Raw genomic sequence first — 15232 nt, forward strand, 5'->3', positions numbered from 1 at the left:
ACAGTGAAACGACTTTGCGCCGATGATAGTGCGGGTTCCCGTGTGAAAGTAGGTCATCGTCAGGCTCTTACAGCCCAAACCGCCCTTCTGCTCTGCTGAGTAGAAGGGCGTTTTGCTTTGGGCCGCACGCAAGCACGTTTACATTCAACTAGCTTCTATTTCTCCGCGTTATGCAGCTGCAAGATATTCTGTATTCCCAAGGCTTTGGCACCCGCCGTGTCTGCGCGGGGTTGGTACAGCAGGGCTGGGTATCGGTGCGCGAATCGTCGTCCGGCACCCAGGGTTACGAGCCGTGCACCGACGCGGCAGCCGAGCTGGAGCCGGAAGGGTTGATACTGCGCGTTCAGGGCGTCGATTGGCCCTATCACGCTAAAGCGTATGTGTTGCTGCACAAGCCCGCAGGCACCGAATGCTCTCAAAAGCCTTCGACTTACCCAAGCATCTATACCCTGCTGCCGCCTCCTTTGCGCCAGCGGCCTACGAAAAGTGCGGTTCAAGGGGTGCAGGCTGTGGGCCGGCTGGACCAGGACACCACAGGATTGCTGTTGCTGAGCGATGATGGACAGTTCATTCACCGGATGAGTTCGCCCAAGAAACATGTGGCCAAGGTGTACCAAGTCACCACGAAGCACCCCGTAGATGGGGGACAGATCGCAAAGCTGCTTGCAGGCGTGGTGCTCGACGACGACCCGAAACCGGTGAGGGCAGCGGCCTGCGCGCAAGCGGGGAGCCATCGGCTGGACCTCACGCTGACAGAAGGAAAATACCACCAGGTCAAGCGCATGCTCGCTGCTGTTGGCAATCGCGTGGAGGGGCTGCATCGGTCGCGCATCGGTGCGATGGAGTTGCCATCCGATCTGGCCCCCGGTGCGTGGAAATGGCTCAGCCACGACGAACTGGATTTGCTTGCTCAATCCAATTGAGAGGTAAGAGGAGGGGAGCGCACAGCAGCACCCTCGCGTGTATTCGGTGCTTGGCTGCTTGGAGAACATTCCAATGTGGGGGCTACTGATTGAGGGGGCTTGTAGCTGGAAGCACCTGAATCCGTGCCCTTTCGATGCCGAGCTTCTGGCCTTTCGAAGCCTGGTTTCTTGATCCAAGGCCGTTCTACATCAAGGATGTTACGTGTTCCTGTTCGGGGTATCCGCATGGGCGGCGCTACACTCGAATGCTGTGTTGAAAGTGGTTGTGTGAAGATTTTTTCGATTGCACGCGCATACCTTGCGCTGGGTGGGCTCTGGATGTCGATGGAGGGCGTGCTGGCTGGAGCGCCTCCTTTGTTCGTGCTCAATTCCCTGGAAGCCAACGTCAGCGTCATTGACCCTGCGACCTGGACCGAGACCGTCCGCATTCCCACGGGCAAGGAGCCTCACCATCTCTATCTCACCCCCGACGAGAAGTCGATCATCGTGGCGAATGCGCTGGGTGACACGCTGACGTTCCTGGATCCGCGCACCGCACAGGTCCAGCGCACCGTCCGCGGCATCGTGGACCCTTACCACTTGCGCTTTACACCGGACATGAAGTGGTTCATCACGGCGGCCAACCGGCTCAACCACGTGGACTTCTATCGCTGGGATGGCAAGGAACTGACTCTCGTCCAGCGCGTGGCCACATCCCGCACCCCAAGCCATTTGTGGATCGACAGCCGAAGTACCACGGTGTACTCCACGATGCAGGACAGCGACGAGCTGGTGGCCATCGACATCGCGACGCAGACGATCAAGTGGCGCATCAAAACAGGAGCCATGCCTGCAGATGTCTACGGCAGCGCAGACGACAAGCGCGTGTTCGTGGGCCTGACTGGCAGTGACAGCGTAGAGGTGTTCGACGTTTCCGGACGCGAACCCGTGAGCATCAAGAAAATCAAGACGGGCAATGGAGCGCACGCTTTCCGCGCGGCGGGTGACGGACGGCATCTGTATGTCAGCAACCGCGTGGCCAACTCGATCAGCAAAATCGACATGACGACCCAGCAGGTGGTCGAGTCCTACCCTGTTCCCGGGGGGCCCGACTGCATGGAGGTGTCCGCCGATGGCCGTTTCATCTATGTCAGTTCCCGCTGGGCGCGCAAGCTGTCCGTGGTGGATACTGAAACGAAGAAGGTCGTGCGGCAGGTCACGGTGGGCAAGTCTCCCCACGGCGTATGGACGCTGCAGCACGCGCCGCGCTGAACGGCGGGGCTGGCCGTAGCCGGCTTTCCCGGGGTTGGGGGCAGCTTGCCCGCGGGATCAGGGGTGCTATATTTTTTATAGCAATTGGCGCATGCATATCGGGCGCCAATGCCCAAAACGACTGTAAAACTCCTGTTTACCTCACCTTTGACACGGGCCACATGGCCGTCGCGCCTCTGGTTGCGGAGGTTCTGGCGCGCCAGCAGGTGCGCGTGACGTTTTTTGCCGCCAATGAGCGGACCCAGGAAGGCGATGGCAGCCTGGGCGCCCACTGGGCTTCGTGGTGGCGCGCACGCGCGGCAGAAGGGCATGAGTTTGCCTCGCACACCTGGGACCACACGTACTGGCGCGCCGACCTTGGCACGGTAGAAAACCCTTCGTTCCGCGTGCGTCCCTCGGCAGGGCCTCGAGAGGGGCAGGATTTTGTGCTGACGGCCGCCGGGTATTGCGAAGAGATCGCCCGGGCCGCGGACCGGTTGCAGGTGCTGACGGGCAAGACTCCCCTGCCTCTGTTTCGCGCGCCGGGGGGCAAGACATCGCCACGGCTGCTCGCCAGTGCGCGCGCATGCGGCTTCACGCATGTGGGGTGGTCCCCGGCGGGGTTCCTGGGAGACGAATTGCCCAGTGAGAAGGCCAGCAACGCCGCGCTCTTGCACAAGGCCTTGCGCGAGGTGCGCAGTGGCGACATCCTGCTGGCCCACCTGGGCATCTGGTCGCGCAAGGACCCGTGGGCGCCGGCGGTGCTGGAGCCGCTGATCGTGGGCCTCAAGGAGCGGGGGTTTTGCTTTCGCACATTGCGCGAGCATCCTGACTATGCACCCGGGAAGGGGCGCTGAGATCATGGCGGCGGGGATTGTTTGGGTTGTGCACGGCCGCCGCCTGAGTGCAGGCGGGGCCGGCGGTACGGAGGGAGCGTGACGCGATGGGGTGGCTAGGCAACGGATTTGATGCGGCTCAGCAATGGCTTTTTGAAAGCCTGTTGCAGCCAGCGATGTTCGCCATGGGACTGGGGAACCAGCTTGAAAGCGGCTACGAGGCCGCGGGCTGGATACTGGTGGGTCTTTTGCAGCTCGTGGTGATCGCCGCGGTGATTGGCCCGCTGCAGCGCTGGCGGCCGGTGGAGGCCGTGACCGACCGGGCGACGATCCGCACCGACATTCTCTACACGCTGATTCACCGGCTGGGCCTGTTCCGGCTGGGCCTGTTCCTGGCGGTGGACCCGCTGGCGGATTCGTTCTTCGGCGCCTTGCGGGTGGCGGGCATCAGCACATTCCAGCTCGATGGCCTCTGGCCCGGTATCACCGATGTACCCTGGGTCAGCCTGTTGCTGTATCTGGTGGTGTTCGATTTCGTGGACTACTGGATTCACCGGGGGCAGCACCATTTTGAATGGTGGTGGCGCCTTCATTCCCTGCACCATGCGCAGCGCCAGATGACCATGTGGAGCGACAACCGCAACCACCTGCTCGATGACCTGCTGCGCGACACGATTCTCGTGGTGGTGGCGCAACTCATCGGGGTCGCGCCGGGGCAGTTCATCGCCATCGTCGCCATCACGCAGCTCAGCGAGAGCTTTCAGCATGCCAACGTGCGCCTGTGGTTTGGCCGCTGGGGCGAGCGGCTGTGGGTGAGCCCGCGCTTTCACCGCCTGCACCACAGCATTGGGATCGGCCATGAAACCATCAAGCCGCTGCCGGGTGAGGGGGCGAGCGCGGGGCGCGCAAGGTATCGCACCGTCCTGGGCGGTCACAACTTCGGAGTGCTGCTGCCCTGGTGGGACATTCTGATGCGCACCGCCAATTTCGAGCTGCGCTTCGATTCGACGGGCGTGCGCGACCAGGTGGAGGCGGGGCCGACCGGGCAGGTACGGGACTACGGCAAGGGTTTCTGGTCGCAGCAATGGCGTGGCTTGCTGCGGCTGCTCGGCAAGGCTTGAAAGCCCCTGCGGACGGTCAAGACGGTATGCTTGCCGGCATGGGACTTCTGTTTGATTCTTTCTGGCGCGCCGCTGCCTACTGCCTGCGCCCGCGTGTGATGGCCCTGTCCGTGCTGCCGCTCGTGCTGATGGTGGCGCTGGCGCTGGGCTTGGGGTACTTCTACTGGGACGGCGCCGTGCGGGGAATGCGCGCACTGCTGGACGCCTCCGCCCTCCTGGCCAGCTTCTGGAGTTGGCTGCAGGGCTGGGGGTTGGGAGATGTCACTTCGGTGGTGGCGCCACTGATGGTGATCCTGGCGGTGGCACCCGCGCTGGTGGTGGTTTCCCTGCTGGTGGTGGCGGTGCTCATGACGCCTGCACTGGTGGCGCTGGTGGCCGACCGGCGCTTTCCGGCCCTGGAGCGCAAGAAGGGCGGCTCCTTCATCGCCAGCGTGGTGTGGTCGGTCAGTTCCACGTTGCTGGCATTGATCGCCCTGGTGGTGTCTGTGCCCCTGTGGCTGGTGCCGCCGCTGGTGCTCATCCTGCCGCCCTTGATCTGGGGGTGGCTTACTTACCGGGTGATGGCTTTCGATGTCTTGGCCGACCATGCCAGCAAGGAGGAGCGGCAGGCTATTTTTCGCCGCCACCGCAGCAGACTGCTGGGCATTGGCATCCTGACGGGCTACCTAGGCGCTGCGCCGAGCATCGTATGGGCCTCGGGGGTGGTGTTTGCAGCGGCCTTTTTCATCCTGGTGCCGTTGGCGATCTGGATCTACACCCTCGTTTTCGCATTTTCATCGCTGTGGTTCGCGCACTACTGCCTGGCCGCGTTGGCACGCCTGCGGCAAGAGGCTGCGGGGCCGGTGGCCGCTGAGGCGCCCCCGATCCTTGCGCCGGCGAAGGAGCTGGTGCGCGGACCGGACGCCAGTGCCGAGCCGCCTCCTGCTGCTGTAGCCCCGGCGGCACTCGCAGCGTCTCCGACGCCATCTCCCACCCACGGAACCCCTTCCCCATGACTCCCTCTTTCGGCCTGATCATCGTGGGCGATGAAATCCTGTCGGGCAAGCGCGCGGACAAGCACATGCCCAAAGTCATCGAACTTCTCTCGGCTCGCGGCCTGTCGCTGTCGTATGCGGACTACGTCGGGGACAGCCCGGACCGCATCACCGCGACACTGCGGCGGGCCTTTGCCTCGGGCGATGTGGTCTTCTCCTGCGGAGGCATCGGTGCGACGCCCGATGACCACACCCGCCAATGCGCGGCAAGCGCCCTGGGCCGTGAGCTGGCTCTGCATGCCGAGGCCGAGGCGTTGATCCGCGAACGCATGCAGGACGTGGCGCGGGAGCAAGGTGTGCCATACGAAGCCGAGCGGCCGGACAATGTGCACCGGCTCAACATGGGCGTCTTTCCCGCAGGCGCCCGCATCATCCCCAATCCCTACAACAAGATTCCCGGCTTCAGCTGCGAGGGCGCTGGCGGCGGTGCCGTCCATTTCGTGCCCGGATTCCCGGTCATGGCCTGGCCCATGATCGAATGGGTGCTCGACCACCACTATGCAGACCTGTTCAACCGTGCTCCCCAGGTCGAGCAGTCGGTGGTGGTCTATGGCGCCATGGAGGCAGCATTGACACCTCTCATGGAGCGCATAGAAAAATCGCACCCCGAGATCCGGGTGTTCAGCTTACCCAGCGTGGATCATCCACAATACGGGCGGCACATCGAACTGGGCGTCAAAGGTCCTGCTCCCTTGGTCCCGGCCGCCTGGCAGGATCTCAAGACGGGATTGCACAGTTTTGGTGCAGAGTGTGGCCCTGAATTGGTGCGCAATTTGTGATGCTTGGTGTTGATCGTTGTTGCGCACCTTATTGGTGCAATCTCGCAAATGTCCTATCGGCCTGCAGTCCGTAGTGCTCCTTCATAGTGCGGCGGCTGCACCCAGCTGGCACGCAAACTGCTTTTATTTCCACAAATTCTTTTTTCAACAAGCGCTTTACCCAGGAGAACCTGATGGCCAAGACCGTTGCAGACGTGATGAAGATGGTGAAGGAGAACGAAGTCAAGTTCGTTGACTTCCGTTTTACCGATACCCGGGGCAAGGAACAGCACGTGACCGTGCCGGTGTCCCACTTCGATGAAGACAAGTTCACGTCCGGCCACGCATTCGACGGTTCGTCCGTGGCTGGCTGGAAGGGCATTGAAGCCTCGGACATGCAGCTCATGCCCGACCCCAGCACCGCCAACATCGACCCCTTCTTCGAAGAAACCACGCTGTTCCTGCAGTGCGACGTGATCGAACCCGGTGATGGCAAGGCCTACGACCGCGACCCACGCTCCATCGCCAAGCGCGCTGAAGCCTACCTGAAGGCCTCCGGCCTGGGCGACACGGCCTTCTTCGGCCCCGAGCCAGAATTCTTCATCTTCGACGGCGTGCGCTGGTCCAACGAACCCGGCAAGGTCATGTTCGAGATCGAAGAGTACGAAGCCCCCTGGAACTCGGGCGCCAAGCTCGAAGGTGGCAACCGCGGCCACCGTCCCACCGTCAAGGGCGGCTACTTCCCCGTGCCTCCTGTCGACAGCACGCAGGACATGCGCGCCGAAATGTCCTTGATCCTCGAATCCCTGGGCATCCCGGTCGAAGTGTTCCACCACGAAGTGGCGGGCGCTGGCCAGAACGAAATCGGCACGCGTTTCAGCACGCTGGTCGAGCGCGCTGACTGGACCCAGGTCCTGAAGTACGTGGTCTGGAACGTGGCCAACGCCTACGGCAAGACGGCTACCTTCATGCCCAAGCCCTACGCTGGCGACAACGGCTCCGGCATGCACGTGCACCAGTCCATCTGGAAGGACGGCAAGAACCTGTTCGCGGGCGACGGCTACGCCGGCCTGTCGGACTTCGCGCTGTACTACATCGGCGGCATCATCAAGCACGCACGCGCCCTGAACGCCATCACCAACCCCGGCACGAACTCGTACAAGCGCCTGGTGCCCGGCTTCGAAGCCCCTGTGAAGCTGGCCTACTCGGCCCGCAACCGCTCGGCCTCGATCCGCATTCCTTACGTCGCCAACCCCAAGGGCCGCCGCATCGAAGCGCGCTTCCCCGATCCATCGGCCAACCCTTACCTGGCCTTCTCGGCCCTGATGATGGCCGGCCTGGACGGCGTGGAAAACAAGATCCATCCGGGCGAAGCCGCCACGAAGGACCTGTACCATCTGCCACCCGAAGAAGACAAGCTGGTGCCCACCGTCTGCCACAGCCTGGACCAGGCCCTGGAGTATCTGGACAAGGACCGTGGTTTCCTTACCAAGGGCGGCGTCTTTACCGACTCCATGCTCGACGCGTACATCGAGCTCAAGATGGGCGAAGTCACGCGTTTCCGCATGGCGCCTCACCCTGTCGAGTACGACATGTACTACTCGCTGTAATCGCCTCCCTGCAGGCTGTTGCTCACCAAAAAGGCGGCCAAGGCCGCCTTTTTTCATGGGGCCGGAGAGGCTGGTGAAACCAATCCCGGGGCCGTTGCATCCATGTACAAAGCCCTGCGAGGGCCTGCTGGTGTTGGATTGGCGATGCATGGTGATTGGTGGATACTCCCCTGACCCCTGCATGGCAGTGCGAGGAAACCGAATGAAGAAAACGCTCATCACCCTGTTACTCATCGCCGCGACGGCACCGGCCGCGTGGGCGCAAGACCGCATCTACCGCTGTGGCAACGAATACACCAACAACGCCGCCCAGGCCAAGGAGCGGGGATGCAAGCTGGTGGAAGGCGGCAATGTCACCGTCGTGCAGGGCACCCGGCCGGCGTCGGCGGCCCCGGCGCCCTCGGGCGGCGGCACGCCTGCGGCAACGGCGGCACCTTCGAATGCACCCCGGGCCAACAGCAACGACCAGAAAGCGCGCGATGCCGATGCGCGGGCCATTCTCGAATCCGAACTGCGCAAGGCCGAGGCCCGCCATGCCGAGCTGGTGAAGGAATACAACGGCGGCGCGCCAGAGCGCAATGCCCTCGATTTGCGCAACCCCCAGCGCTACATGGAACGCACGGCGGAGCTCAAGGCCAACGTGGCCCGCAGCGAAAGCGACATTGCCGGCATCAAGCGCGAGATCGCACGCCTGCCGCCCGCCAACTAAGTCACCTTCCTTTTTTCTTGCATGGCACGCGTGTGAGCTCTTCGCCCTTTCCCGACACCCCAGCCACCGACACAGGGCGATTCCATTCGCTGGACCTGATGTCCACCCTGGTGGCCGTGCTGCGCGCCGATGGCGCCGTGCAATTTGCCAATGCGGCACTGGAAAACACGCTCGGCCTGTCGCGCCGCACCCTGGAAGGCGTGGACTTCTCCACCTTTTTCACCGATCCCGCGTTGCTGCAGACCGCGCTGGCAGGTGCCCGGGGCAAGGACTTTGCCGCCTTGCGGTATGAGGCGAGCCTCAAGCGCCTGCACCAGGACCCGGTGCCCGTGCATGTGAACGTTGCCGACGCCGAGCAGGTGGGCGAGATCCTCGTCGAGCTGTGGCCGCTGGAGCAGCAGGCGCGGCAGGACCGCGAGGAGCGCCTGCTCGACCAGGCACAGGCCAACAAGGAGCTCATCCGCAACCTGGCCCACGAGATCAAGAACCCCCTGGGCGGCATCCGTGGTGCCGCCCAGCTGCTGGAGATGGAGCTCGAGAGCCGCGAGCTCACCGAGTACACCCAGGTCATCATCCACGAGGCCGACCGCCTGCAAAGCCTGGTGGACCGGCTGCTTGCGCCACACCGCCACCCGCACCTGGTGGGCGACGTGAACATCCACGAAGTGTGCGAGCGCGTGCGCTCGCTGGTGCTGGTGGAGTACCCGCAGGGGTTGCGCGTGCAGCGCGACTACGACACCTCGATCCCAGAATTCCGCGGCGACCGCGCCCAGCTCATCCAGGCGCTGTTGAACATTGTGCAGAACGCGGCCCAGGCGCTGACCGACCGCATCGCGGCCGGCGACGCGGTCATCACCCTGCGCACCCGTGTGGCCCGACAAGTAACGTTTGGTCGCCAGCGCTACCGGCTGGCACTGGAATTGCATGTCATCGACAACGGACCGGGCGTGCCCGACACGATCAAGGAGCGTATTTTTTACCCTCTGGTGTCGGGTCGGGATGGCGGGTCAGGGCTGGGGCTCACGTTGGCGCAAACCTTCGTGCAGCGCCATCATGGGTTGATCGAATGCGACAGCGTGCCGGGTCGCACCGACTTCCGCATCCTGATTCCCTTGCCTTGAAAGCGCACGATGGTCCCTGACACGCAACCACAGGGAAGGTAAGAAAAACATATGAAGCCGATCTGGATAGTAGATGACGACCCCTCGATCCGCTTCGTCCTGGAAAAGGCGCTGGCGCGCGAAAACCTGCCCACGCGCAGCTTCACGCACCCGCGCGAGGTGCTCGATGCGCTGGCCGACATCACCGCTGGCGACCCCGCGCGCCAAGGGCCCCAGGTCCTGGTGAGCGACATCCGCATGCCCGGCGGCTCGGGCCTGCAGTTGCTGGAAAAGGTGCGCGAACTGCAGCCTGGGCTGCCCGTCATCATCATGACGGCGTACTCCGACCTGGACAGTGCCGTATCCGCCTTCCAGCGCGGCGCCTTCGAGTACCTGCCCAAGCCCTTCGACCTGCCCAAGGCGGTGGAGCTGATCCGCCGGGCGGTGGAGGAAAGCCAGCGCGAAGAGGTGACGGAAGAGCGCCAGGCCGAGACGCCCGAGATGCTCGGGCAGGCGCCCGCGATGCAGGACGTGTTCCGCGCCATCGGCCGCCTCTCCCAGAGCCAGGTCACCGTGCTCATCACGGGCGAATCGGGCTCGGGCAAGGAACTGGTGGCGCGCGCGCTGCACAAGCATTCGCCGGTCGCCGATGGGCCCTTTGTCGCCATCAATACCGCTGCCATCCCCAAGGATCTGCTCGAGTCCGAGCTCTTCGGCCACGAGCGCGGCGCCTTCACGGGCGCGCAGACGCAGCGGCGCGGCCGCTTCGAGCAGGCCGAGGGCGGCACCCTGTTCCTCGATGAAATCGGCGACATGCCCTTCGACCTGCAGACGCGCCTGTTGCGCGTGCTGTCGGACGGCCAGTTCTACCGCGTCGGTGGCCATGCGGCCGTGAAGGCCCACGTGCGCGTGATTGCCGCGACCCACCAGGACCTGGAAAAGCGCGTGAAGGAAGGAGGCTTCCGCGAGGACCTTTTCCACCGCCTCAACGTCATCCGCCTTCGCCTTCCTGCGCTGCGCGAGCGGCATGAGGATGTGCCCGTGCTCACGCGCCACTTCCTGCAGCAAAGCGCGCGGCAACTGGGGGTGGAGCCCAAGCGCATTGCAGATTCGGCCCTCGCGCGGCTCGAGCAGTTTGCCTTTCCGGGCAATGTGCGGCAGCTGGAGAACATCTGCCACTGGCTCACTGTGATGGCACCTGCCCAGGTCATTTCCCTGCAGGACCTGCCGCCCGAAGTGCTGGAAGCCCCCGTCCATCAACCCGTGCCGCGTGCAGGCGCCACCACCGAGCCTGCCGCGCAGCAGCTGCAGCCTTCCGCCGGTGCGCCTCCTCTCCCGCATGCGGGCCCCGTGGCCGCTGTGCCGGCTGAGCGCGTTGGTGGACTGCACCCGCCCGTGGCCCCGGCCATTGCGCCAGTCAGCGTGGCCCCCGGGGCGGCCGCCTGGCCGGTGGTTCCGGAGGTGTCCGCGGCGCCGGTTGCGGCCCCTGTCGGCCACGGCTGGGAACAGGCGCTGGAGACCGAAGCGCAGAAACTGCTCGCGGGTGGCCAGCCCGAGGTGTGGGATGCCCTGACGCGGCGATTCGAGTCACGGCTCATCCGCACCGCGCTCACCGCCACGCATGGCCGCCGCATGGAGGCCGCCCAGCGCCTGGGCATTGGCCGCAACACCATCACGCGCAAGATCCAGGAGCTGGGCCTGGATGCGCCAGATGAAGGGTGAAATTGGCCTGTAGCGCTTTATTTTCAAGCGCTGTATGCTATTAAAAATATAGCGTATTGGTGTGGCTGCGCCTCTTGCAGAAAGGCGCCGGACGGTTCGCATCGCCCCAGCCTGTGGCGAGGGCGCGGCGTGCTGGTCGGTGTCCTACACGCAAGCACTCCATGGACCGACCCGGGGCGGCGGGGGTGAATCCAACAATGAACTCACTGTTAACCAACCGGAGAGCTTCTATGTCGGATTTCAACGATGCCAACCGTGACCCCTTGACCAACGAGCCGGGCGCCCATCCCGTCGGCACCGGCGTGGGGGCCGCGATGGGTGGGGCGGCCGCTGGGGCGGCTGCGGGTGCCTTTGGCGGCCCCGTGGGGGCAGCCATTGGCGGTGTGGCGGGCGCCGTGGCCGGCGGCCTGGCTGGCAAGGCTGCCGCCGAGGCGGTCAACCCCACGGATGAAGACGCCTACTGGCGCGAACGCTACCACCGCGAGCCCTACTACGTGGGTGGCCGCACGTACGACCAATACCGCCCTGCCTACGAACTGGGCTGGTCTTCCGTAGACCGCTACGAAGGCGACTTTGAGGCCGTCGAACCCCGCCTGGCGGACGACTGGCGTGCCCGCCATTCGGACGGCCTGGCCTGGACGGATGCCCGTCCTGCCGCCCGCGCCGCGTGGGACCGCGTATCCAGCGCCCGCATCAACAACGAGCTTCCGCTGGACGTGGCGGACAACGAAGACACGGTGGACGTTCTCAACGATCTGCTGGAATCGGCGCGCGACGGGGAGTATGGTTTCACCGCCTGTGCCGAGCGCGCCAATTCGGCGCAACTCAAGGGGGTGTTCCAGCGCCATGCGCGGGAATGCGCCGCCGCCGCCACCGAGCTGGAAAGCGAAGTCCGCCGCCTGGGTGGCGAGCCGGCCTCGGGCGGTACCGTGGCCGGGGCCTTGCACCGGGGCTGGGTGTCGGTCAAGTCGGCGCTGTCCATCAACGATGACAAGGCGGTGCTGCAAGAGTGCGAGCGCGGCGAGGACGCTGCCGTGGCGCGCTACCGCAAGGCCTTGAAGTCGGCACTGCCCGCCGATGTACGGGCCCTGGTGGAACGCCAGTCCCAAGGGGCGCAGCGCAACCATGATGAAGTGCGTGGCCTGCGCGATTCGTACTCCAACACCTGATCGGATCCTATCGGACGGCTGCACCCCCGGGCTCCGGCCCGTGGCGCATGCAAGGGCCGCCGGCGGGGCCCATGGCGCGTCTTTTGCCCGTGCATGAACCAGCAAAGGCTGCAAGGAGAAATCCTTGCAGCCTTTGTGTTGTGGCCTGCCCGGCGTGCGCCCTGGCCGGTGGACCTGCTGCGGGCGCGCCGGCAGCAGGGCAGGCGCCTTGCCAACACGTCACGCCATCGTGAGCACCACCGGTGCATGGTCGCTGGGCTGGGGGTTCTTGCGCGGAGCGCGGTCCACCACGCACGCCGTCACCGTCGGGCGCAGGGCCTCGCTCACCAGGATGTGGTCGATGCGCAGGCCCCGGTTCTTCTGGAAGCCGAGCATGCGGTAGTCCCACCACGAATAGGCTTTTTCAGGTTGCTCGAACATGCGGAAGGTATCGGTCAGGCCGAGCGCAACCAAATCCTGGAAGTGCTGGCGCTCTTCCACCGTGTGGTGGATCGTGTCCTTCAGGCCCACCGGGTCGAATGAGTCGCGGTCTTCCGGCGCGACGTTGAAGTCGCCCAGCAGCGCCAGCCGCGGGTGGGCCCGCAACTCCTCGCGCAGCCAACGGTGCAGCGCCGTAAGCCACAGCATCTTGTACGCAAACTTTTCCGTGCCAGGGGCCTGTCCATTGACGAAATAACAGTTGACCAGCCGCAACGCGCCGGAGGGGGTGTCCACCGTGGCGGCGATGACGCGGGCCTGTTCGTCCGTGTGGCCCGGGATGTTGCGCACCACGTCCCGCAGGGGATGCCGGCTCAGGATGGCCACGCCGTTGTAGGTCTTCTGGCCGAAGGTCACCGCTTCGTAACCGGCCTCCTTCAGCGCGTCGTGCGGGAATTTGTCGTCGGTCAGCTTGAGTTCCTGCAGGCACAGGGCATCCACCGGATTGGCCTCCAGCCAGGCCAGCACCTGGGGCAGGCGCACCGACAGGGAATTCACGTTCCAGGTGGCTATTTGCATTTTTTGAACAGTAATAGTGAATAAAAACAAGGGCTCCGCACTGACTGCCAGCAGCTGCAGCGGTGGCGGCCGTGGGCGAAGGCCCGCAGCGCGCATCGTACCCATCATTGCTTTCTTGTGGCATCAGCCTGTGCACTGAGTGCCCGACATGGCACCGCGGCACGAAGCGCCCCATCCCCCGGGACCACGGGTATTTGTCCGACGCTTCGCGGCCGCCGTTCCCCAGACACTGGAAATCTGTTCCCGATGGAGAACTCCATGCCATCCATTCACCAGCAAGCGCTGGCTTGCGTTCTGGCCATGGGGGCCGCGGCTGCAGGTGCCCAGGGGGTGAACACTCCTGCGGTGGTGCCTGGCTTGCAGCCTGCGTTGACCCCTGCCTCCACGCCGGTGCAGACGCCGGCCCAGACGCCAGCTCCCCCGCCCGCGCAGACGCCGGCGGAAACACCGGCACCCGCTCCGGCCCTCACGCCCGCACAGACGCCCGATCCGTCGCGCGACCAGACGCCTGCAAAAACCCCGTCAGCCACCCCATAGCTGGGTGCAAGGGGAAAGGGAAGGGCACGTGCCCGCCGAAGAGGGACTCAATCCGCCGCGCGCACGTAGCTCACAAAACTGAAGGGCAGGCCGTTGGTGCTCACATGGTCGCTGCGGGCGGCCTCGGTCCAGGCTTTGCCTAGCACTGGCGCGTGGGCGTCGCCCTCGAAGTCCCGGGCGATCTCGGTCACCTCCAGCCGGTCTGCCGTCGGCAGGGCCTCGGCGTAAATCTGCGCGCCGCCGATCACCCACACCGTCTGGCGGGGATCGCACTGCGCCAGCGCAGCGTCCAGGCTCTCGGCGCGCCGGGCGCCTTCGGCCTGCCAGTCGTGCTGGCGCGTCACCACGATGTTGGTACGGCCCGGAAGGGGGCGAAAACGCGCCGGAAGCGAATCCCAGGTCTTGCGGCCCATCACCACGGGGCAGCCCTGCGTCAGCTGCTTGAAGTGCGCCATGTCCTCCGGCAGGTGCCAGGGCAGGGCGTTGTCCTTGCCGATCACACCGTTGGCGGCGCGGGCGTAGATGAGGTGCACTGGCATGGCGGGACGTCCTTGTTTTTCAGATGTGCAAGGCGGCGAGGGCACCCACGCCCAGGCCCACGGCGGCCACGCCGTACATGCCGTATTCCAGCCATTTTTTCTTGGTGAGCAGCGCAATGGCGGCCAGCGCGATGGCCACCTGCAGCGCCGTGGTGGCCTGGGCCCAGCGGTGGTGCTGGTGCATCTGGGCTTCGCTCTTGCGGTCGAATTCGTGGGCATCGGCCTCGAGCTTCTCGGCGGCCACCTTGATCTCGTTCTTCTCGGTTTCGTAGCGCTCCACTTTGGTCTGGTAGCCGGCCTTGCGGTCATCGGGCGCCAGGTCGCGGGCCAGTTCGGCCAGGGATTGCTTGGTGCTCTTGGACTGGAAGTAGTTCCACTGGTTGGAGGCCTCGGTCTTCTTGATGGCCGCGTCGTTCTTGAGCAGCCCGGCGTTGGCCTGCGTGGCGCCGCCCATGTACGAGAAGATCGCGCCCACCGTGGCCACGATGGCGGTGAACATCGCGATTTTGTTCATGGACGAGCCATTGCCGTCGTTGCCGTGGCTGGCCGTGGCGTCGTCATGGTGGCCGTGGGTGGCATGCTCCACCGCGTGGTCGTGGGGGCCGTGTACGTGAAATCCGCCGGAAGACATGGATGAAAGCTCGTGGTGGTGGTTGTTGGTGGATGCGGGCTGGGCGCTGCTGCACCTGGCCCTGGGGCTCAGGAGGTGTGGGGTCTCAAGAAGGGCTGGTGCGTGATCACACGGCCACGGGGGCCTTGATCGCCGGGTGGCACTGGTAGTCCACCACTTCGAAGTCCTCGTATTGGTAGTCGAAGATGCTGCCGGGGCGGCGCTTGATGTTCAGCACCGGGTAGGGATAGGGTGTGCGCGCCAGCTGCGTTTGCACTTGCTCGTGGTGGTTGCTGTAGATGTGTTTTCGGAACCAAAACAATGATGTCAACACTGGG

The 15232-nt window shown here is 64.7% G+C and carries 15 protein-coding genes and 1 pseudogene; 12 read left to right on the forward strand and 4 right to left on the reverse strand.

All coding sequences use genetic code 11. The features are described 5' to 3' along the window. Positions 1-170: 170 nt before the first annotated feature. The 11 genes from AC1RCS_RS24560 (at position 171) to AC1RCS_RS24610 (ending at position 12212) form a co-directional block, all read left to right on the forward strand. Positions 171-923 (forward strand): 16S rRNA pseudouridine(516) synthase, encoded by a 753-nt coding sequence (locus AC1RCS_RS24560; RefSeq protein WP_492246500.1) that lies wholly within the window; start codon positions 171-173, stop codon positions 921-923. Between the two features lie 267 nt (positions 924-1190). Beyond that, positions 1191-2174, forward strand: coding sequence for a YncE family protein (locus tag AC1RCS_RS24565; protein ID WP_492246501.1), 984 nt, complete (start codon positions 1191-1193; stop codon positions 2172-2174). After that, entirely contained in the window at positions 2147-3010 is an 864-nt protein-coding gene (locus tag AC1RCS_RS24570) for a polysaccharide deacetylase family protein (protein WP_492246502.1), read from the forward strand. Before AC1RCS_RS24565 ends, AC1RCS_RS24570 begins: the two co-directional genes overlap by 28 nt. An 86-nt stretch (positions 3011-3096) precedes the next feature. After that, positions 3097-4110, forward strand: a complete 1014-nt coding sequence (locus tag AC1RCS_RS24575) for a sterol desaturase family protein (RefSeq protein WP_492246503.1) — start codon at positions 3097-3099, stop codon at positions 4108-4110. Positions 4111-4148: 38 nt separating this feature from the next. After that, positions 4149-5105 (forward strand): EI24 domain-containing protein, encoded by a 957-nt coding sequence (locus AC1RCS_RS24580; protein ID WP_492246504.1) that lies wholly within the window; start codon positions 4149-4151, stop codon positions 5103-5105. Beyond that, complete coding sequence (locus AC1RCS_RS24585) at positions 5102-5923, forward strand: competence/damage-inducible protein A (protein WP_492246505.1); 822 nt, start codon at positions 5102-5104, stop codon at positions 5921-5923. Before AC1RCS_RS24580 ends, AC1RCS_RS24585 begins: the two co-directional genes overlap by 4 nt. 173 nt (positions 5924-6096) lie before the next feature. Beyond that, positions 6097-7512: a type I glutamate--ammonia ligase gene (glnA, locus tag AC1RCS_RS24590; RefSeq protein ID WP_218297751.1), complete on the forward strand. Its 1416-nt coding sequence runs from the start codon at positions 6097-6099 to the stop codon at positions 7510-7512. Positions 7513-7714: 202 nt separating this feature from the next. Next, positions 7715-8221, forward strand: a complete 507-nt coding sequence (locus AC1RCS_RS24595; protein WP_218297750.1) for a hypothetical protein — start codon at positions 7715-7717, stop codon at positions 8219-8221. Positions 8222-8319: 98 nt separating this feature from the next. Then, complete coding sequence (glnL, locus tag AC1RCS_RS24600) at positions 8320-9342, forward strand: nitrogen regulation protein NR(II) (protein ID WP_218297761.1); 1023 nt, start codon at positions 8320-8322, stop codon at positions 9340-9342. Positions 9343-9393: 51 nt separating this feature from the next. Further along, entirely contained in the window at positions 9394-11043 is a 1650-nt protein-coding gene (gene ntrC / locus AC1RCS_RS24605) for a nitrogen regulation protein NR(I) (protein ID WP_492246506.1), read from the forward strand. Positions 11044-11273: 230 nt separating this feature from the next. Then, entirely contained in the window at positions 11274-12212 is a 939-nt protein-coding gene (locus AC1RCS_RS24610; protein ID WP_218297748.1) for a ferritin-like domain-containing protein, read from the forward strand. A gap of 219 nt (positions 12213-12431) precedes the next feature. Here the strand turns inward: AC1RCS_RS24610 and AC1RCS_RS24615 are convergent, their stop codons facing one another. After that, the gene (locus tag AC1RCS_RS24615; RefSeq protein ID WP_492246507.1) at positions 12432-13208 is read right to left on the reverse strand and encodes an exodeoxyribonuclease III; all 777 of its coding nucleotides are present in this window, start codon (positions 13206-13208) and stop codon (positions 12432-12434) included. Positions 13209-13466: 258 nt separating this feature from the next. Between AC1RCS_RS24615 and AC1RCS_RS24620 the strand changes: the two genes are divergently transcribed. Beyond that, positions 13467-13745: a hypothetical protein gene (locus AC1RCS_RS24620; protein ID WP_492246508.1), complete on the forward strand. Its 279-nt coding sequence runs from the start codon at positions 13467-13469 to the stop codon at positions 13743-13745. Positions 13746-13792: 47 nt separating this feature from the next. Here AC1RCS_RS24620 and AC1RCS_RS24625 read toward each other — a convergent pair whose 3' ends face one another. The 3 genes and pseudogenes from AC1RCS_RS24625 to AC1RCS_RS24635 all read right to left on the reverse strand — a co-directional run. Beyond that, positions 13793-14284 carry a dihydrofolate reductase gene (locus AC1RCS_RS24625; protein ID WP_218297746.1) on the reverse strand — a complete coding sequence of 164 codons (492 nt, stop codon included), beginning with the start codon at positions 14282-14284 and terminating at the stop codon, positions 13793-13795. A gap of 19 nt (positions 14285-14303) precedes the next feature. Next, complete coding sequence (locus tag AC1RCS_RS24630; protein WP_218297745.1) at positions 14304-14915, reverse strand: DUF4337 domain-containing protein; 612 nt, start codon at positions 14913-14915, stop codon at positions 14304-14306. A 106-nt stretch (positions 14916-15021) separates the two neighbouring features. After that, positions 15022-15198, reverse strand: a pseudogene (locus AC1RCS_RS24635) (thymidylate synthase); the annotation flags it as partial. Between the last annotated feature and the right edge of the window lie 34 nt (positions 15199-15232).

It is taken from the genome of Acidovorax sp. GW823-FHT01C06 (assembly GCF_058798375.1).